The sequence below is a fragment of the Clostridioides sp. GD02367 genome, assembly GCF_045900275.1.
In the GTDB taxonomy this organism is placed as follows: Bacteria; Bacillota; Clostridia; order Peptostreptococcales; family Peptostreptococcaceae; genus Clostridioides; species Clostridioides difficile_A.
In genome coordinates this window covers 281,240-300,740 of sequence record NZ_JBJODK010000005.1, presented here as the reverse complement: position 1 = coordinate 300,740, position 19,501 = coordinate 281,240, and the positions used below count along the sequence as shown (strand labels likewise).

General features: G+C 29.7%; 19 protein-coding genes and 1 pseudogene. 2 read left to right on the top strand and 18 right to left on the bottom strand.

Annotated features, from left to right (window positions below; all coding sequences use genetic code 11):
- Positions 1-166: 166 nt before the first annotated feature.
- Complete coding sequence (locus tag Q3223_RS09505; protein ID WP_054276077.1) at positions 167-1,174, top strand: SpoIVB peptidase S55 domain-containing protein; 1,008 nt, start codon at positions 167-169, stop codon at positions 1,172-1,174.
- A 211-nt stretch (positions 1,175-1,385) separates the two neighbouring features.
- Here the strand turns inward: Q3223_RS09505 and yunB are convergent, their stop codons facing one another.
- Positions 1,386-2,084 (bottom strand): sporulation protein YunB, encoded by a 699-nt coding sequence (yunB, locus tag Q3223_RS09500; protein ID WP_054269422.1) that lies wholly within the window; start codon positions 2,082-2,084, stop codon positions 1,386-1,388.
- A 215-nt stretch (positions 2,085-2,299) separates the two neighbouring features.
- On the opposite strand from yunB, the gene Q3223_RS09495 reads away from it, so the two are divergent.
- Positions 2,300-4,987, top strand: coding sequence for a transglycosylase domain-containing protein (locus tag Q3223_RS09495; protein ID WP_231301011.1), 2,688 nt, complete (start codon positions 2,300-2,302; stop codon positions 4,985-4,987).
- 164 nt (positions 4,988-5,151) lie between these two features.
- On the opposite strand, the gene Q3223_RS09490 is transcribed toward Q3223_RS09495, so the two are convergent.
- From Q3223_RS09490 to Q3223_RS09410, 17 genes and pseudogenes are all read right to left on the bottom strand, one after another.
- Positions 5,152-6,087: a DUF1177 domain-containing protein gene (locus Q3223_RS09490; protein ID WP_054269420.1), complete on the bottom strand. Its 936-nt coding sequence runs from the start codon at positions 6,085-6,087 to the stop codon at positions 5,152-5,154.
- Positions 6,088-6,135: 48 nt separating this feature from the next.
- A complete protein-coding gene (locus tag Q3223_RS09485; RefSeq protein WP_054269419.1) occupies positions 6,136-7,275 on the bottom strand; it encodes a M20 family metallopeptidase in 1,140 nt (379 codons plus the stop codon).
- A gap of 14 nt (positions 7,276-7,289) precedes the next feature.
- A complete protein-coding gene (locus Q3223_RS09480) occupies positions 7,290-7,754 on the bottom strand; it encodes a hypothetical protein (RefSeq protein ID WP_054269418.1) in 465 nt (154 codons plus the stop codon).
- Between the two features lie 14 nt (positions 7,755-7,768).
- Positions 7,769-8,608 (bottom strand): DUF3100 domain-containing protein, encoded by an 840-nt coding sequence (locus Q3223_RS09475; protein ID WP_021383560.1) that lies wholly within the window; start codon positions 8,606-8,608, stop codon positions 7,769-7,771.
- Between the two features lie 375 nt (positions 8,609-8,983).
- Positions 8,984-10,000, bottom strand: a complete 1,017-nt coding sequence (locus tag Q3223_RS09470; protein ID WP_054269416.1) for a LacI family DNA-binding transcriptional regulator — start codon at positions 9,998-10,000, stop codon at positions 8,984-8,986.
- Between the two features lie 181 nt (positions 10,001-10,181).
- Positions 10,182-10,544, bottom strand: coding sequence for a stage V sporulation protein AE (gene spoVAE / locus Q3223_RS09465; RefSeq protein ID WP_003418423.1), 363 nt, complete (start codon positions 10,542-10,544; stop codon positions 10,182-10,184).
- 12 nt (positions 10,545-10,556) lie between these two features.
- Positions 10,557-11,570: a stage V sporulation protein AD gene (gene spoVAD, locus Q3223_RS09460; protein ID WP_054269415.1), complete on the bottom strand. Its 1,014-nt coding sequence runs from the start codon at positions 11,568-11,570 to the stop codon at positions 10,557-10,559.
- 155 nt (positions 11,571-11,725) lie between these two features.
- A complete protein-coding gene (gene spoVAC, locus Q3223_RS09455) occupies positions 11,726-12,163 on the bottom strand; it encodes a stage V sporulation protein AC (protein ID WP_003418420.1) in 438 nt (145 codons plus the stop codon).
- Positions 12,164-12,435: 272 nt separating this feature from the next.
- Positions 12,436-13,200, bottom strand: coding sequence for an RNA polymerase sporulation sigma factor SigF (sigF, locus tag Q3223_RS09450; RefSeq protein WP_054269414.1), 765 nt, complete (start codon positions 13,198-13,200; stop codon positions 12,436-12,438).
- A 22-nt stretch (positions 13,201-13,222) separates the two neighbouring features.
- A complete protein-coding gene (spoIIAB, locus tag Q3223_RS09445) occupies positions 13,223-13,651 on the bottom strand; it encodes an anti-sigma F factor (protein WP_054269413.1) in 429 nt (142 codons plus the stop codon).
- Between the two features lie 13 nt (positions 13,652-13,664).
- A complete protein-coding gene (gene spoIIAA, locus Q3223_RS09440) occupies positions 13,665-14,000 on the bottom strand; it encodes an anti-sigma F factor antagonist (RefSeq protein ID WP_054269412.1) in 336 nt (111 codons plus the stop codon).
- An 86-nt stretch (positions 14,001-14,086) separates the two neighbouring features.
- Positions 14,087-16,174: a molybdopterin-dependent oxidoreductase gene (locus tag Q3223_RS09435; RefSeq protein ID WP_407811896.1), complete on the bottom strand. Its 2,088-nt coding sequence runs from the start codon at positions 16,172-16,174 to the stop codon at positions 14,087-14,089.
- Between the two features lie 266 nt (positions 16,175-16,440).
- Positions 16,441-17,214 (bottom strand): sorbitol-6-phosphate dehydrogenase, encoded by a 774-nt coding sequence (gene srlD, locus Q3223_RS09430; RefSeq protein ID WP_407811895.1) that lies wholly within the window; start codon positions 17,212-17,214, stop codon positions 16,441-16,443.
- A 100-nt stretch (positions 17,215-17,314) separates the two neighbouring features.
- Positions 17,315-17,680 (bottom strand): PTS glucitol/sorbitol transporter subunit IIA, encoded by a 366-nt coding sequence (locus Q3223_RS09425; protein ID WP_054269410.1) that lies wholly within the window; start codon positions 17,678-17,680, stop codon positions 17,315-17,317.
- A 40-nt stretch (positions 17,681-17,720) separates the two neighbouring features.
- Positions 17,721-18,140 carry a PTS sorbitol transporter subunit IIB gene (locus Q3223_RS09420; RefSeq protein ID WP_407811900.1) on the bottom strand — a complete coding sequence of 140 codons (420 nt, stop codon included), beginning with the start codon at positions 18,138-18,140 and terminating at the stop codon, positions 17,721-17,723.
- Between the two features lie 39 nt (positions 18,141-18,179).
- Positions 18,180-18,680: pseudogene (locus tag Q3223_RS09415) on the bottom strand (PTS sorbitol transporter subunit IIB); the annotation flags it as partial.
- Between the two features lie 258 nt (positions 18,681-18,938).
- Positions 18,939-19,499 (bottom strand): PTS glucitol/sorbitol transporter subunit IIC, encoded by a 561-nt coding sequence (locus Q3223_RS09410; protein WP_054269409.1) that lies wholly within the window; start codon positions 19,497-19,499, stop codon positions 18,939-18,941.
- Positions 19,500-19,501: the final 2 nt, after the last annotated feature.

The window sequence follows — 19,501 nt, the reverse complement described above, 5'->3', positions numbered from 1 at the left end:
TATTTTATCATATACACTCTTTATTTTATTTATTTTTATGAAAACTAAGGTGTTATTGAGTCAGTTTTCCAAGCATTAAAAACTAATTCTTGCACAACATAATACAGAAGCAGCAAGAAAACTTCAATTCTATTATTAAAATAATTTAATAAGAAAGAGGTGTTTTATGCAACTTAAAAATTTTTATTTTAAAGATAAAGCTTTAAATAAAAGAACTAACTTAGCTAAGTCTAAATTTACAATTGTTTTAACTTTTTTATTTTTATTATATTTTTTCTCAAATAATTTAATTTATGCACAAAATTTACAAAAAAGTGAACCTGAATATTTAATACCAATTGGAAATGTACTTCAAATCGATGCAGAACTAAAAAATATTATTGTTAGAAATCCTGGTGAAGCATCTCCACTTAGATTAGGTGATGCAATAGTAAAAGTAAATAATGCTGAGATTGATGGATATAGTGACTTTGTAAATACCCTAAATGCTTTACCAGAAGAAAAACCAGTATCTATTTTATTAAATAGAGGTGGTCAACTTATAACGATGAAAACGACTAAGCACATATTAGAAAAAATTAGTTTTAATAATTTACTTTCTGGGTTTGCTACTTTAACATATATTAATCCAGAAACATCAGAATTTGGTGCTGTAGGTCATCCAATAAGTGTTGGTAGTGCAAGAAAGATACCTATTAAATCTGGTTCAATTTCTACAACTAAACATCTTAATATAGAAAAATCTTATAAAGGTAGTGTTGGATGTATAAATGCAAAAAGAGAAAATATTATTGGTAGTTTTACAGAAAATACTGATTTTGGAATAAGAGGTCAAATTAACAACTTTGATATTGCTAATTTAACAAAATATAAAGTAGCTTCTTTAGATGAAGTTAAAACAGGAAAAGCTCAAATAATTTTACAAGATAATTTTAATGAATGTAAAAAATATAATATTGAAATTATAGATATAGAAAACCAAAAACATCCAGAAAGTAAAAGTTTTAAAATTAAAATCACAGATAAAAAACTTTTATCTCAGACTGGTGGTATTGTACAAGGGATGAGTGGTACTCCAATAATTCAGGGTGATAAAATAATCGGAGCAGTCTCTCATGCAATTGAAAATGACCCAGCTGTAGGTTACGGTGTATTTATTAAGTGGATGTTGTAAATAATATAGATAAAGAGTAATTTAAATATTAAATATATGATTAATAATATATTTGGTCTAAATGTAATCTATTTACACCATAGACCAAATATATTAAATATTTTACATAGTATAAAATATAATTTTTTATTGAAATTATATTAATATTATTTACAAAATTTTTATTTATAAACTACTTTTTCAAATTTATTTAAAAATATGGAAATTTATATTACTTATTAGCATTCTTTCCAGTGTTAGGTAAAACATTACCTAGATTTTTTTCTGGTATATTTACATAACTTTCTGGAACATCACCTACTATTATAGTTTCACAAATAGGTATTTGTGCTTTGATTTGTTTTGTTGAAGTTATAAGTGGTATTACTACTTTAACTTGTGTCTGGGCTTCTAAATATATTCTATGTCTTGTTTGATTGATACCTGACGATTCAAATTCCGTTTTAAAGTTTACTGATACCGTTCCTATAGGTTCAATGGAAACTTCAAGCCTAGGACCGTATTTGGCTAATATAGGACTTCCTAATGCTGTTCCTATAGGTATGTAAGAACTTGCTGTCTTAGCTTTTTTTAATTCATCCTGTATTTCTAAAGCTATTGCAGAGGCAATCTCATTCATCATTATAGTATTTGCTTGTATCATAGTTATTTTGCCATTGTTATCAAGCTGTATATCCATTAAATCTTCATAGTTTATTTTTCCTTCTACCATTTCAGCAACAGCTTTATTTATGGACCTATTTGCTAATTCAAGAGCTTTAGTTTCTGCCAACACTGTTATTGTTGGTCTTAAAGTTTTATCTATATATATAAAACTGCCTATAAATACAGACAAGAAAAGAATTAACAAAAAAATAGCTACAATTTTTCTAAATTCATTTTTCTTTTTTCTATCTACTATTCTATTCAAAATTATCCCCTCCTATTTATTTATATGTAGCTTTAGCATAATTTTTATAATATTTGTCAAAAATAAATAAAATAAAAATATAGACTTTTTAATACATTATGTTTATACATATTTACAATGTACAGAATATTATAGCAAATTCATTTTTTCTATTAATTACAAAACTACTCCTATTTGTGTTATAATATTGCATTAAGTAAGGAGGTTAAAATCTTATGAATAACGATAATGATAAAAATGGAAATAAAATTAGAAGAAAAAAAGTTAGCTCCTCTAGTAATACAAACAAACCAATTAATAGAAGTTCAGCTAACAAAACTCGTTCAACAAAAAACAAGAAAAAATCTAAAAAAAGCGATAAATTTAGAAAACTGAGAGTATTTGGTATAGTATTTTTAGTTTTACTAGTTGTTGGTACTGCTGGTACTGCTGGTTTAGTATTTGCATCACTGAGAGATGTCTCTCCAGTTACAGAGGCTGTCTTGGATAAACAGACAAACCAAACAACTACAATTAAATACGCTAATGGAAAAACATTATCTACAGCTCCAAGTGTAAATAAAAAGACACCTGTTCCATTAGATAAGATTTCAAAGCATCTTCAACATGCTGTAATTGCAATAGAAGATGAACGTTTTTATGAACATAAAGGTGTCGACATTAAAGGTTTATTTAGGTCAGTATTAAAGACTCTTACAGGTACTAAACAAGGTGGTAGTACTATTCCTATGCAGGTATCCAAAATGTTGTTAACAACTGAACAACAAACTCTACCTCGTAAAATAAAGGATATCTACTATGCATATGAGATGAGTAAAACAGTAAGTAAAGATAAAATACTAGAAACTTATTTAAATAACTTTTTCGTTGGTAGAGGTCTAGCAGGTGCTGAGGCTGGTGCACGTGGTTATTTTGATAAGTCTGCATCTGACCTTACTATAGCTGAGTCAGCACTTCTTGCTGGTTCAACTAAAAATCCATCAAAATTTTCAGCTTATAAAACTTCTAAATTAGATGGAAGTGAAACTAAGGGTGATTTAGAAAATAAATTATTATTTTTTGTTAATACAACTGATGATGATTTAGATGACCCTACAAAAGTAGACTTTGATATGATTGAGAAAATAAATTCTTGGGAACTTATATCTAATGATACTTATAGACAATTAAAAGCAGGTACATTAGTTGTAAGAAAAGCTGTAAGTAATCCAGAAGCTAAGAAAAGACAAGAAGTTGTTCTAAAGAAAATGTTAGAATTAGGATATATAAAGCAAAGCGAATATGATGAAGCAATCAAAGCTAAAATAGAAATAAAATTACCTAAATCATCTGACAAAGTTTCTTCATCTGTAGAAGACCTTATTGAAAGTGAAGTTATAAATGCTCTAATGGAACAAGGACATACAAATGATGAAGCTCAAAACCTATTCTACAATGGAGGTCTAATTGTAAATACAACTATAGACCCTAAAATGCAAGATGCTTTAGAAGAAGAATATGATAAAAATAGCAATTTCCCAGGACATATGGTCGGTCCTGATGGAGTTAGTCAACCGCAATCTGCAATGGTAATCTTAGATTATAAAAATGGTGAAATAAGAGCACTAGCTGGAGGAAGAAATATAAGTGGTAGAAAAACTTTAAACCGTGCTACTAACCCTCATCAACCAGGTTCTGCTATAAAACCTCTGGCAATTTATACACCAGCTATTGATACTTTAAAAATTACACAAGCAACCTCTCTAAGTGATGCTAGAGGAGGATATAAGTTTGAAGAGAATACTAAATGGAACCCAAGAACTACTACTGCTGGTCATGGTTCTATGAGTTTACGTAGAGCTCTTGCTAAATCTTCAAATACAATAGCTGTAAAAACTGCTGAGATGCTTGGAGATTCTTATGATGAATGTATAGATATAATGATGGACTACTTAAAGAACTTTGGTATAACAACTGTGAAGAATAGTCAATCAGGAGCAACTGATAGGCAATTCCCATCATTAACACTAGGTGGTATGGCAAATGGTATTACTCCACTTCAGATGGCTGCTGCTTATGGTACATTAGCAAATCAAGGAGTTTATGTAGAACCATCAATTTTCACTACTATAACTACTTTTGATGGTCAATTATTAGTTAAAAATGCTCCTGAAGAACATAAAGTTGTAGAACCCGAAGTAGCTTATGTTGTTACAGATATGTTAGAAAGCGTAATTACTGAAGGTACTGGTGGTATAGCAGCACTTCCAAATGGAATGCCTGTAGCAGGTAAAACAGGTACTACAAATAGTGCATATGATGCTTGGTTTGTTGGTTATACACCTTATTATGTTGGAGCAACTTATATCGGAGATGATGCTGGAAGAAAAGATGATTCTGGTAACACCATAAAACGTAGAGAAGTTCCTCGTGGAAGTACTAGTACTGCGAAATTATGGGAAAAAATTATGTCAAAGATACATGCTAACTTAACAGTAACTGAATTTGAAGTTCCTAAAAATGTATATTTTACAAAAATTAATTTAGATGATGGAGGAAAGCAGTCTTCTGGCTCTAAAGCAGCATTTATTGAAGGTACTGCTCCTACTAGAGTAAGTTCTCAACCATCATCTGAAGATACAAAGAAACCAGATAACAATCAACAAGAAGAAGATAATAACAACAACAATAATTCAGGTAATAATGGTGGTGGCTCTACTCCTCCTGATAATGGCGGAAACAATAATGGTGGTGGCTCTACTACTCCTGATAATGGTGGAAATAATAATGGTGGTGGCTCTACTACTCCTGATAATGGTGGAAATAATAATGGTGGTGGCTCTACCCCTCCTGATAATGGCGGGAATAATAATGGTGGTGGCTCTACCAATACACCTGATAGTGGTGGTACCCCTGCAACTTAAGTTAACAAAAACTAAGATTTAAATAAAAATATAAGGAGTGTCTTATAGATAATTTTTTAAATTATCTATAAGACACTCCTTTTTTATGATTACATCATATAATTTATTCCTATTTGTTAAAATATTCCATACAGTTTATCACAAATTTATAGACCTGATTTTAATTACTGTATACCAAATGTCTGAAATCTATTTAATTTACCGTATCTTTTAATAAGCATTTCCCATTCTTCTTTATCATAGAAATCACACTTATTTCTACCAAATAGCTTAGCAACTTCTATTGCAAATCTGCCTGCTGAATCTAAATCACTAAAATTAGTTGCACCTGTAGCACATCCAGCAACAGGCACCTCTGTAGTAATCGCTACTCCTACTACGGGTGCGTCTATAGCTACAGCTGGTTGTAAAATACTATTTAAATGATATAGATTGTTTCCATATGGTGTTATATCTTGAATTGATAGTGGAAACACAAATGGAGCTTTCCCAGTCACAGTCTGCATGATATCCAAAAGATTGTCACTAGTTTTCAATATGTAACCTTCTTTAACAGTTGGTGATATTGCAAATCCTCTATTATTGATTATTCTATTTCCTTTAGTAGTATCTATTGAAAGTATTGCATCGCAACTATTATCAACTTCATTTTCATTCATAGTCATCATATCTATTGGTGAATCCATAAAAGGTGTAGGATGATGTTCTCTAGTTGGTGCATCTGGGCAAATATGAGTTGAGATTATAACATCTCCATCTAACATATCTCCCTTTCGTTGCATATCCAAAAGTCTTGCAGCAACTGCAATCGCTACTAATGCTCCATCACCATCTGATACAAAGCCTGTTACCTCTGGCCTTGCTCCAATCCCACCTAATCTACCTAAAATTCCAAGAGTAGGTGCATCTCCACCATTTGATTTGCCATTCTTACCAGGTATTGTAAGTTTGACTAAATCTGTTGAACCTTTACTTGAAGACAATTCTTTGACTGTTACATCTACTTCACCATAAGATTGTAGATAAGACTTAACTTCTTCTCCATTAGCGGTTGCTTTATCTAAAATGTCATAAACCTCTATCACTTGTTTTAATATCATGTCTAATCTAATTTCCTTTCTTATATATATTTTAAAATTATATATTATTTACTTATATAAAACATCTACTCCACACATTGCTAACACCTTAATTGCTTTTATAAGCGCTACTCTGCCTTCCTCACCACCAGCTGCAACAGCAAATTCATCTGTATGAGTTGCAGTATCTTCCTTTAATTTAATATATGCTTGTATTGCAGGTATCTCATGAGTTAAATTTCCAGTATCAGTTGAACCAATACCTTGACTTAAATCTCTTTCAACATAATCCTCACCTAACACTTCGAAATTACTTCTAACTATATTCACTAATTCTGAATCATTTTTAATTTCTTTGTATACTTCATCTAATTGAACTATATCTACATTAGTTCCTGTAGAAATTGCTGCTCCTTTGGCACAATTTTTAAGCATATCACAAATCTCATTTAAGTACTCTATACTTAAAGCTCTTACATTAAATATAGCTGTAGATTTTTCAGGAATTATATTATGTATGCTACCTCCATCAGTTATAATACCATGTACTCTTGCATAATCTTTAAGATGTAATCTCATGCTATTTACACTGTTAAACAATGCGATTACTCCACTTAAAGCACTTTTTCCTTCCCAAGGATAAGCAGCAGCATGAGATGCCTTTCCACTAAAATCAAATTTTAAATTAACTTGAGCAAATGATATATCATCAGGCATTGAAGCATCACTTGGGTGTAAAATTAATGCAGCATCTACGTCTTTGAATACACCTTCTTTAATCATAGTTATTTTTCCACCCACTCTTTCTTCTGCAGGTGTTCCAAACACTTTTACAGTTCCTTCTATATTGTGTTTTTTCATTATTTCTTTTAATATGATGCCAGCACCAACAGAACTTGTACCTATAATATTATGCCCACATGCATGTCCCATCCCTGGAAGTGCATCATACTCAGCTAAAAAAGCTACTGTTTTTCCATTACCATTTGAATAAACAGCCTCAAAAGAGGTCTCTAATCCTCCTACACCTTTAGTTACATCAAATCCATTCTCTTCTAATAAATCACATAATGCTTTTTGTGACTTATGTTCTTCAAATGCCAATTCTGGATTTGCAAATAAATAATCAGATACATTTTCAAATGATGTCTTCTTTTCTTCAGATAACACTTTTATTTCTTCTTTGATTTTTAATTTTAATTCATTCATGTTTACCTACCTCCTTAAAGCATTCCATTTAATCTTAAAACTGTTTGAGATATAAAGGCAGAACCAAAGTAAGTAGATGTCATAACTATAAATGATATAACTACTAACTTCCAGCTCAAAGTCTTTAATATATCCAATTGGTTACCTACAGAAATTCCTGCAAAGGCTAACAATGGTGTTACTGTAGACATAAAATTGATTTTACCTACATTAGTTGCTATAATATCTCCCACTGGTGATATTGGAAGTGATAAAACGAATGCAACTAAAGTAGCCCATGCAAAACCTGGTAAATTAGGTTTTTTAACGAAGTTCTTAATTATAATAGCAACTATAACTAACAAAAAACCAAATACACTTCCAATTAATAAATCCTTAGCCTGAGTCTTAAGTGCTATCATTTGTCCAAAGCAAATAATAATATATATAAACAGTACTATTTTTACCTGTTCTATAATAGTCTTAAAAGTCTTTTCCATACATACACCCTCCTTTATAAGTCATTACTTGTTTTTGTTTTTCTTCCTCTGAATCTTTCAATAATTGGAGCTACTTTACTATAATAATAATTGGCTACTGGTAAAGATAAAAATAACTCTATATATATTCCAGTAACAGCTGTAATCAAACCACTAGTTGCTGAATATGCTAAAATCTGTTCTGACATCTGTGGAACCGTATTCATTAATGATGCTGTTGCAGCTCCCATCATCGAACCACTTCCCATTCCTGATGCCATTGCTAAAGCATATGGATGAAATCCTAAAAGTACACCTACTGGTGCCAAAAATGAGAATAATAATGTCCCAAATATACTACCACTTATGTAAGTTCCTAATGTTCCTATACCTTCTGGTGAATTTAACCCATACTTATCTCCAATAATTCCTAGTGCTGTGTCACGACATAATGAAAAAGTACCTCCTAATGCACTTCTCCCAAGACCTAATGCAACTCCAACAGGTAATGCAATCAACATTGTACCCATATGACCAAATTCTTGTAATAAAAGTGCTGGTCCTGCTTGAAGTAATATACCTACTTTAGGACCTGCATTGATTCCAAACATTATTCCTAATGGATATAGTGTTAAAGACAACAAATATGGAGATACATTTATTTCATTATCACCTATAAATTTTTTTAGAGCTGGTATAACTCGTCCTAATAAATGAGGCGAAACAGCCATCCCTATAAAGATAGCCCATAGTATACTAAGTAAAGTTATATTAATACCCATAACTTTAAATGAAATAGGACCGATTAATTCCGCCAATATTGTGATTATAAAGGCTGCTATTATGGCATTTCTAATCCCTGCTTTTTCTTTCATTTCTATACCTCCTTGTAATTTTTATAATTTTCTTATAATATAATTGTTAGTGATTTTATTATATAACCTATCATTGATAATGTATAATATATATTATTCATCATTTTTATATACTTTTAGTTATGAATCAAAATAAGACATTGAAGATTCATGATATAAAACACAAATAATTTATTGAACTATATTATCTAAATAGTAAATTATTAACTAATCTAATAAAATTATTTACTGATTTTATGAAAACGTTCTAAATAAATAAAGGAGTACAATGTACTGATATACACTTACTCCTTTTAATTTCAATTCATATTATTTTTTAGATTAATTTATACAAACTATAATACTTCTAGTACATTTATGATATTTAAAAATTTACTATTTTATTCTTTTAACACTGTTTCGTATTATTAACCTTGGATATAGTTTTCTTGGAATATGTTCTGTTCCTTTTTTATTTATTATATTTACTAAACTATCTACTCCATTTTTTATAACTTGTTCTCTTGGGTCATCTATCGTTGATAAATGAGACCTAAAATATGATATTAATTCAATATTATTATATCCTATTATGGAAATATCTTCTGGTACATTTATACCATAAGTATTTTTTAATTCTTGTATTATAGAAATTGCTGGTACATCTTGTTGTACAAATATAGCTGATGCTTTTTTTATTTTATCAATATGCTTTTCTAATAGCTCAACTTGAGATTCAAAGTCCATTTTAGATTCAATAACCTCAGTCTTTAAATTTGCCTCTTCCATAGCATTCAAATATCCCTTTGTTCTATCTTCATGCATTTTTGAGCTTTTATCATCTGAAGTTACTGTTATTATATCCTTATGACCATGGTCAATTAAATGCTTAGTGGCTATATAACCACCATATACATTATCATCCCAAAAGAAATTGTCTACTTCTCCTACAAAAGATGGTTTAAAATATATAAATACATGTGGAAAATTATTATCTTTTAAAAATTCATACTCTTCTTTTTTTATTGATTGAGATACAATTACTAATCCGTCTACCATTTGTCCATTAACCATTTTATATACATTACTGTCACCACTAATGTTATTATTAGGTTGTATTATAAAATCGTATTTATTAGTCTCAATAGAATTTATAGAACTGTCCATTATATCACTAAAAAACTTTCTAGTATCTTGGTGATTAAAATTATTTGAAAAGATTACCCCAATTCTGTTTGTTTCTTTTTTTGCCAGATTTCTTGCATTTACATTAAAATGGAACCCTAGTCTATTAGCTTCTTCTACTACCTTCTTTTTTGTTTTTTCAGATACATTAGGATTATTATTTAAGCACCTAGAAACGGTTGAATAACTGATACCTAGATTCCTTGCAATATCTTTAATAGTTACCATCTTTATCCCCTACTTCACTTCATTTTATTTTGATAATATAATACTACACTATGTTGTAAATAATTGTCAACTTCAATTATGTAAACGTTTCTTTATATGAAAAATAGGCAGAATCTGAAAGATATCTACCTATTTTATAAAAAGCTACTATTTTAAATTTTATTATTCTTTTAAGTAATATTTATGGCTTTGCTTTCGGTGTAAATACTACTGACATAATATATCCAAAGAATATAGCCGCTGCTATCCCACCAGCTGTAGCAGTTGTACCACCTAAGAAAATACCTAAAAAGCCATCACTTTGAATTGACTTTATTACTCCTGTAGCAAGTGAATATCCAAATCCTATTATAGGAACTGTTGCACCTGCTGCTGCAAACTTAACTAATGGTTCGTAAAGACCTAGAAAAGTTAAAACTACACCAGTTGTTACATATGTTACCATAACATATGGAGTTTGCATTTTAAAGTAATCCATCATTACTTGGGCTATTAAACATATAATTCCACCTACAATAAACACTCTTACATAGTCCATTAACATATATATCACTTCCTACTCATTTACTATTACTACTGCATGTGCAACACATGGTATTGTCTGCTTTTGTAGTGTACTTGTTGGTGACAGTAATGCTCCAGTTGATACAAGCATTACTTTATTAAATTCTTTTTTTCTCAACTTATCATATATATATCCTGCAAACACTGTAGCTGAGCATCCACATCCACTTCCACCACAGTGGACATCTTGCTCTTTAAGATTAAACATCTCTATACCACAGTCAGTATAACATTTTGATATGTCTAGACCTTTTTCTTTCAAAAAGTCCTCTGTTATCTGTTTTCCAAGAGTACCCAAATCTCCAGTAGCAATTATATCAAAGCTATTTGGGTCATCATTAGTATCTTCAAAATAAGAATATATTGTATCTATTGCTGCTGGAGCCATAGCTGGTCCCATATTATTACCATCATCAATACCTTCATCTATTACTTTACCAACTGTAACATATTTTATCTTAGGACCATCTCCATTAGGAGCTAATAATACACTTCCTGCTCCTGTAACCGTCCATTGTGCTGTCATTGGTTTTTGATTTCCAAGTTCTAGAGGAAATCTAAACTGTCTTTCTGCTGTACAATAATGACTTGATGTACCTGATAATACTAAATCTGCAAAACCACCATCTATAAGCATAGAGCCTATACAAAGACCTTCTGCCATTGTAGAACAGGCTCCATATATACCTAAAAATGGAATTGCCAATTCCCTTGCTGCAAATGATGCTGGTACTATTTGATTTATTAAATCTCCACCTAACATGTAATTTACATCTGTTAGTTTTTTTCCTGCTTTTTGTATAGCTTTTTGAGATGCAGTCTCTACCATCTTACTTTCAGCTAATTCCCAAGTTTTTTCACCATATAAATCATCAGTCATAATCATATCAAAATAGTCCTTTAATGGCCCTTCACCTTCTTTAGAGCCTACTATAGTTCCAGTTGATATTATTGTTGGTTTATTTTCTAACTTTACTGTTCTTTTTCCAATTCTTTTATTTTTCATATTTTCACACCTTTTTAATTTTACATTTTAATATTTAATTTTTTAATATCAATTGAAATCTTCATAACTATTTTCTAACTAACAAGCTTCATAGTTAATTTTCAACTTTCATAGCTATTTTGCAATTAATAGAGTTTAAATTAAATAAAAACCATCTAAAACATCTTAAAAATATAATAAATAATCCCACATAAAATAGAAGAACCTATTCCATAAACTAAAACGGGTCCTGCAATTTTAAATAAGTTTGCACCTACACCTAATACATAACCTTCTCTTTTATACTCCATAGCTGGAGATACTATTGAGTTTGCAAAACCTGTTATTGGAATTATAGAACCAGCTCCAGCTCTTTTTCCGATTAAGTCGTAAACTCCTAGTCCAGTTAAAAATGCCCCTATAAATATTAGTGTTATTGATGTTGCAGAACTAGCACCTAATTTATCAAGACCTCCAACTTTCATGTATAAATCATTTATTGCTTGCCCTATCATACAAATAATTCCACCTACAATAAATGCAAGTGTATAGTTTTTTAAATATGTAGGTTTTGGGCTTATTTGGTCTACATATTTTTTATAATTTTTATCCATACTAAACACCTCTCTAAAGTATTATTTGTTAATTTTAAAAAAATAAACCTATTATTTATTTTGACAGTTTAAAGTTTTATCAAAAAATAAAAAAGATGTCTCATAAAGAAAATAATTTATTTTCTTTTATAAAGACACCTTACTTTTTAATATTTTTTATTCTAATTGAGAAATTTTTAATCATAGTTTAAAAATCTAATATCAAAAGCTATTACAGTTTATTTAAGTAATATTTTTATTATCTTTTGTTATTTTATATATCATAAGTATTCTCACGATATATATTCTTTTAATTTAGACAACACCTTTTTCTCTATCCTAGATACTTGAACCTGTGATATATTGAGCATTTCTCCTATTTCACTTTGAGTCATATCTTCAAAATATCTGAGAACTATTATTTGACGTTCTCTCTTATCTAATTTTCCAAGTATATCTTTTAATAGTATATTATCTACTACTTTTTCTTCCTCACTTTCTCCTTTCATGCTTATTTTATCAATAAGGCATATTGGAGAACCTTCCTCTTCATGAATAACACCTTGTAAATACTCAACGTTGAAATTAGCTTCCATAGCCATTACTAAATCTTCTTTTTCTACATCAATTGCTTTAGCCAATTCTTCTATACTTGGTTCTCTACCTAACTTTTTGGTTAATGACTCACTTTCCATCTTGGCCTTTACAGCTATTTGCTTTAATGACCTTGATACTTTTATCATACCATCATCTCTTAAGTACCTCTTTATTTCACCTAAAATCATAGGTACTGCATAAGTAGAGAATTTTACATTAAATTTTGGGTCAAATTTATATATTGATTTTATTAAGCCTATAGAACCTAACTGAAATAAATCCTCTCTATCATATCCTATATTTAAAAATCTAGATACAACGCTCCTAACTAGACCTAAATTGCTTGATATTAATATTTCTTTTGCCTCTTCATCTCCATTTTGAACTTTGTCAATAAGTTCTAGAGTCTCCTCATGACTAAGAAGAGGTTTTTTTTCTTCTCTGGCAACAGTTACTTCCATAATAAAACCTCACTTTTGGACTTTATTTAGGCACATTTATTTTTTTAGACATTTCAATTCTAGTACCATTATCTTTTACAGAACTTACCTCTACATCGTCCATAAAGCTTTTCATTACTGTGAATCCCATTCCTGATCTATCAAGTTCTGGTTTTGATGTATAAAGTGGTTCCATTGCCTTCTCCACATTTTCTATTCCATACCCTTCATCTTCAACTATAATTTTTATAGTATTTCCCTCTATCTCACATCTTAAAAAAACAAATTTAGAACTATCTTCTTCATATCCATGTATTATAGCATTTGTAACAGCCTCAGAGACAGCAGTTTTTATATCCACTAATTCATCTACTGTTGGGTCTAATTTAGCTGCAAAGGATGCTACTATAACTCTTGCTAAACTTTCATTTTCAGATATTGCCGAAAATTTAACTTCCATAATATTATTCATCACATACTCCTCCCTACAAAGAACTTAGAGCTTCTTCATACGTATCATAAATGCCAATAATTTTATTTAACCCAGATAAATCAAAAATCTTCTTAACTCGTGAACTTATATTAATTACTGAAACTCGTCCCCCTTCATTAGAAATCTTTTTATATCTACCTATGATGACACCTATACCTGAAGAATCCATAAAATTAATATTTTCAAAATTAAATACAACATTTCTAACTTGATTTACACTTAATAAGTTATCTATTTCTTCCCTTATTTCATTGGCTACATGGTGGTCTAGTTCTGAGCACATAAATTCTATGTATAGATTCTTATGTTCTAAGGAATAATTTACCATCAAAATCCCTCCTTCAATAGTTTTGTAAAAATAGTAACTTTTAATCAATTCTATAATTGTATTTTTATTCCTTCAATGAAATTTAACTAGTTTTGTCGTATTATTTCTACCATACTTTCATTGTATGTTACCTGACCGCCAAAGTCTGATATGCCAGAGTCTGTCAAACTGTTTGGATTCCCATGTTTCTTCCACCAACCAACATACATTTTTACTATATAATCACCCACTCCATCGTCTATATTTATTTGTACATCTATTTTTGCTTTTTTTGAGTTTAAAGTCACAATGTCTTTATCCTTAATGCCTAATTGTTTAGCCATGCATTTATTTATATATGCTTGTGATATAGAAGTCTTATCCATAAAGTGTTGACTAAACAAAGTATCTGCATGATGATTAGTCAATAATCTAAAATAAGTATTTTCATTTTTCTCTTTTGTATTTTTAGATTTATGATTCATATACACAGGTATTGGGCTTATTCCTAAGCTTTTTATTCGTTCTGAATAAAGCTCATACTTTCCAGATGGAGTCTCAAATTTCTTATCTTCCCAAGCAACAGGATTATGTATAGTGAAGTAGCTATTTTTAAGTTTTTCTATATTTAGATTTTTATCAAATTTTCTAAGTGGTTCAATTACTTTTTCTAGATATTCACTTTTTCTAACAAATGGATAATCTTTAATCCCCATCTTTTTAGCTAACTCCATAAAGAAATAGTATTCATCCATCAATTTATGTTTTGGTTTTACTGCTATTTCATTATAAGTTATATATGGATTAGTCATTGAACTATAGATTATATCTTCACTTTCTAGTGTATTTGTACAAGGTATAAACAAGTCGCATAACGTGGCTGTATCAGTCATAAACATATCAAAACACACTTTAAATTCAATCTTTGAAAACACTTTCTCTAGCTTTACTAAATCTGGCAATTGATTCATCAGATTACTTTTGGTTATAACAGCAATCTTTATTGGAACATTAGTTTTTATTGATTTATTTGATAAGTTATTTAATTCACTTGATACAAGATTTGTTTTACTATCTTTATCATCAGACTCATTTAATGCATCTTTTAAAGATTTCTCTATAAATTCACTAATATTACTTACATAAAACTCCCTATCTTCTCCATATGACTGGCTATTATAAGGGTCAGAGTTTAGAATATTTGGATAAACCTTATTGGCATAGTTTATACCTCCACCACTAAAACCGATTTGACCTGTTATAGCCCCTAAAGCATCTATAGCTCTTATTGTATTTCCTCCATTTTTATATTTCTGAAGTCCATACCCAAGATTTATAGTTGAATATTTGTTGGTATATAAATCAACTAGTTCTCTTATATCCTTCTCTTTAACTCCACATTCATTAATTAAAAAACTTAATTCCAATGAATGCAAATATTTTTTGTACTCCTCAAAACCAATAACATATGAATTTATATATTCTTCATCATATAATTTATCTTCTACTATAACTTTTGCCATAGCTATAGCTAAAGCTCCATCTGTTCCAGGATTTACTTTTATGTACTTATCTGCTATTTGAGCTGTTTTTGTATATATGGGGTCAATTACTACTATCTGTATTCCTTTATCTTTAGCCTTTTTAATTATTTGCATAGTATGAATTGTAGTATATGCTGGATTTTTTCCCCATACAAATATGCTTTTACTATTTAACATGTCTTCTATGGCATTACTTTTAGCTTCTCCAAAATCATACTTTTGAGCATGCATTCCTGCACTCCAACATGGACCACCCTTGTGTCTACTAACTCCTCCATAAAAGTTAAAAAATATATCTCCTATGTATTTTAATACAGACCCACTTCCATATTGGTCATAATGCATAACAGACTTTGATGTGTACTTTTCTTTATAGTCTATAAGCTTTTCTGCCATTATCTCTATAGCTTCATCAAAAGAGATTTTCTTCCATACTCCATCAACTTTAAGCATTGGAGTCTCTATCCTCTCTTTATGATTTAGTCTATCTAAATGAGCCAATCCCTTTTTACATATAAATCCTTTTGTGTAAGGATGGTTTTTATCTCCTTCAATTTTTATTATGTTATTTCCTTCAATATAAACATTAAATTTGCAACAATCATGGCAATCTAGTGTACAACCATGACTTAATTTTTTTATTGTATCCATAAAGTATCCTTCTTTCCTTATTAAGAACTATCATATTTCCTGTAATTTATTAAATTTTATATACTCAAAACTACTTTATATAAAGCATAAATATATTTTATCAAATTAAATTTAAAAATACTTCATAAATATAATATTATTGAAAAATTCACTTCTAAAAACTGACTGACTTCTAATTTCGCTTGAATACTATAGTTATTAATCATAAAAATAACCTTTCAATTGATATATCTCTGATATACATAAATTGAAAGGTTATAAAAATTTTACATAACTTGTCCACCAGTAATATTTATAGATTGACCTGTACAATATTCAGCTTCCTTAGAAGCGTAAAATGTAAGCATATTTGCAACATCTATAAATCTACAACCTCTTTTTAGAGGTACTTTATCTATATAAACTTGCTTAACTTCTGATTCAGGTATCCCCAATTTTACTGCATATTGAGGAATTAAACTTTCAAACATATCAGAATCAAGTAAATTTCCAAGCATCAACGCATTTACAGTTATCTTATGCTCTGCTAAATCTAATGCCAAACTTTGAGTAAGACCCACTCCAGCAAATTTACCTGCTGAATATCCTGAATTATGCTTGCTACCTACTCTACCTGATTTTGAATTTATCTGTATTATTCTACCTTCAATGCCTTTTGATATCATGACCTTAGATACTTCTCTTGCAAATAGAAAATACCCATTTAAATTTACATCTACAATAAATTTAAAATCTCTATATCCAAAATCAGTTATTTTTTTACTTACAGCCACTCCTGCATTGTATACCAATAAATCAATCCTATCAAAATCACTTTCAATCTTTTCAACAGTACTTATAACCTGTTCTTCATCAGTGGCATTACAGCCATATCCTATGGATTTACAATCAAACTCTTTTTCTATTTCTTCAGCTACTTTTTTTGCATTATCTTCATTTAAGTCCGCAATAGCAACATCATAACCTACTTTACCTAGATGTTTAGATAAAAATTCACCTAAACTTCTTCCTCCTCCAACTACTAAAGCTACTTTTCTCATTTTCATTTCCCCTTTTATATCACATTAGAAGCTAACTTGATTAGTTAAATTGACTTTTATCTATAATTTACTTATAATATGATTAGATTAGTTTTAAATTTTATTTTCTAATTATTTTTAGTATAGTACCTACGCCAATAGGTGCTATTTCTTTTTTTTCAAGATATAAGGTCCCTCCAATTGCTCCATCTTTTTCACCTGTAAACTTAAATGTTATATGACCTAATTCTGAAAGATTTTGATTTACTAACTCACCAACAGAAGTAATTTTATAATCAACATTATTTATTGATAACACATCATTCGTAAGTATTTCTTTTACTAAATTATTTTCAGAATGTATATAACAGTAATTTTCTAATTCTTGAGGAGCATTATCTTTGAAAGTTACAAACATGTTATGTTCTAAAAATTCATTTGCATTATCTCCTATTTTATTTATTTGGGTACTGTATATTAATTCCATATCAACTGAACCTTTCTCTAATTATTTATAAAGTATTCTTTTATTTATATAATCCAAAACTTGCTAACCATGCTAGTAGAACAGTTGGTGCACCTGTTAAAAATCTAGAGTATAAAACTGATGGAACTCCTACTTGAACTGTATCAGGTTCAGCTTCTGCAAGACCAAGCCCTACTGGTATAAAGTCACATGCTGCTTGTGAATTTATTGCAAACAGTGCTGGCAATGCTAAACTTGGTGGAATATTTCCTTTTCCTATTTCTGTCCCAACTAATACCCCTACTATCTGAGCTATAACGGCTCCTGGTCCAAGAAATGGAGACAACAATGGAAATGAACATATTATTGATAAAATAACCAGCCCTCCAACATTTCCTATTAATGGAGTAAGCAAGTTGGCTACCCAATTTCCTACACCTGATTGATTTATTATACCTATTAGGACTGCAACGAAAGCCATAAAAGGCAATATAGTGTGTATTAATGTATCTATAGTATCTCTACCAGCTTGAAAAAGAGTACTTGTCACATTACCTAGTGCTATACCTATTTTTGCGACAATTCCTTGACTCTGTTCACTTATCTTCTTTTTAGTATCATAAGCCATATTTTTTTCCTCCTACATCCACAATTATAATTGCTCTACATTGTTTGGTTTTACCCCTGAAACATATATATCTTCTTTTATAAACATTGCTAATGGTCCACTTTTACCTGTCTTCATTATATTTATAGTTGGTATTTTCTTTTGAGGATATATACCACATCTTAATGTACCGCCACAATTTATTATTACACATGCTATTTCATCATCTTTAACACCTTGCGAAAATCCATCTATTAATTCACAACCTGTAAGTTCAGCTATTCTTACTGCAGTTTCTGGTTTTGCTCCTCCAGTTACATATACTACCTTATTTTTCTTTTCTGTTGGCTCTATTATCAATGGTCCTCCCCATCCTCCAGAACCTTTTACTATTTTAACTTTATTAAATGACATACAAATGCTCCTCCTATATACACTATTTTTTTATTTAAGTTATTCTCTTAATCCTAATTCTATCCATTTCTTTCTTAGTTATCTTATTTTAAATCCTTTAATACTATTATTTATTTTCTTACATCTCATGTTAACTTTCTGCTATCTTATATGTAACTTTCTTATATTAATTTATTTAATTACTATTCAAAACAATCTACTTATTATATAAAACAATTTACTTTCACTTAGAATAAATTTAATTATATCTTAAAATAATTATCCAATATTTATATCTGAATTTAATGATATTCCTTGTTGCTTCTCTACAAATTTTGTCGTATAGTCAGTAACCACACCTTTAATAAAGTTTGCAATTATACCAACTAGTAAATATCTAACTGCTAAATCTGCTGTTGAAAATCCTAAAGTTGTTATACCATTTGCAATTCCTAGATATATAAATAGCTCTCCTGGATTAATGTGTGGAAATAATCCATTCATTGTATGGCATGAAAAACTTGCTGCTGCAAAATAACTAGGTTTAAATTTTTCTGGCAAAAATCTTCCAAGTGATAATGTCATTGGATTTGCAAATACGAATGTACCAAGTACTGGTAATATTAAATATCTAGTAAATATATTTGCAGAACATTTTTTTGCAAGCCTCTCGACTCTATCTGTACCTATAAAATTGATAATTGCATTCATCGTAACCAATAAAGCTACTAAAAGTGGAACTATATCTGTTACAAATCCTACAAATTGTTGACCTCCTGCCCTAAATAAATTCATAAAACTGTCTGCACCACTTGCTAATACTTGAAAAAATTGCGTCATAT

Excerpts from the sequence above, each read along its gene's own strand:
- Q3223_RS09505 (WP_054276077.1), top strand. The coding sequence starts at position 167 with ATGCAACTTAAAAATTTTTATTTTAAAGATAAAGCTTTAAATAAAAGA.
- Q3223_RS09495 (WP_231301011.1), top strand. The coding sequence starts at position 2,300 with ATGAATAACGATAATGATAAAAATGGAAATAAAATTAGAAGAAAAAAA.
- Q3223_RS09490 (WP_054269420.1), bottom strand. The coding sequence starts at position 6,087 with ATGATATTAAAACAAGTGATAGAGGTTTATGACATTTTAGATAAAGCA.
- Q3223_RS09485 (WP_054269419.1), bottom strand. The coding sequence starts at position 7,275 with ATGAATGAATTAAAATTAAAAATCAAAGAAGAAATAAAAGTGTTATCT.
- Q3223_RS09480 (WP_054269418.1), bottom strand. The coding sequence starts at position 7,754 with ATGGAAAAGACTTTTAAGACTATTATAGAACAGGTAAAAATAGTACTG.
- Q3223_RS09475 (WP_021383560.1), bottom strand. The coding sequence starts at position 8,608 with ATGAAAGAAAAAGCAGGGATTAGAAATGCCATAATAGCAGCCTTTATA.
- Q3223_RS09470 (WP_054269416.1), bottom strand. The coding sequence starts at position 10,000 with ATGGTAACTATTAAAGATATTGCAAGGAATCTAGGTATCAGTTATTCA.
- spoVAE (WP_003418423.1), bottom strand. The coding sequence starts at position 10,544 with ATGTTAATGGACTATGTAAGAGTGTTTATTGTAGGTGGAATTATATGT.
- spoVAD (WP_054269415.1), bottom strand. The coding sequence starts at position 11,570 with ATGAAAAATAAAAGAATTGGAAAAAGAACAGTAAAGTTAGAAAATAAA.
- spoVAC (WP_003418420.1), bottom strand. The coding sequence starts at position 12,163 with ATGGATAAAAATTATAAAAAATATGTAGACCAAATAAGCCCAAAACCT.
- sigF (WP_054269414.1), bottom strand. The coding sequence starts at position 13,200 with ATGGAAGTAACTGTTGCCAGAGAAGAAAAAAAACCTCTTCTTAGTCAT.
- spoIIAB (WP_054269413.1), bottom strand. The coding sequence starts at position 13,651 with ATGAATAATATTATGGAAGTTAAATTTTCGGCAATATCTGAAAATGAA.
- spoIIAA (WP_054269412.1), bottom strand. The coding sequence starts at position 14,000 with ATGGTAAATTATTCCTTAGAACATAAGAATCTATACATAGAATTTATG.
- Q3223_RS09435 (WP_407811896.1), bottom strand. The coding sequence starts at position 16,174 with ATGGATACAATAAAAAAATTAAGTCATGGTTGTACACTAGATTGCCAT.
- srlD (WP_407811895.1), bottom strand. The coding sequence starts at position 17,214 with ATGAGAAAAGTAGCTTTAGTAGTTGGAGGAGGAAGAAGTTTAGGTGAA.
- Q3223_RS09425 (WP_054269410.1), bottom strand. The coding sequence starts at position 17,680 with ATGGAATTAATATACAGTACCCAAATAAATAAAATAGGAGATAATGCA.
- Q3223_RS09420 (WP_407811900.1), bottom strand. The coding sequence starts at position 18,140 with ATGGCTTTCGTTGCAGTCCTAATAGGTATAATAAATCAATCAGGTGTA.
- Q3223_RS09410 (WP_054269409.1), bottom strand. The coding sequence starts at position 19,499 with ATGACGCAATTTTTTCAAGTATTAGCAAGTGGTGCAGACAGTTTTATG.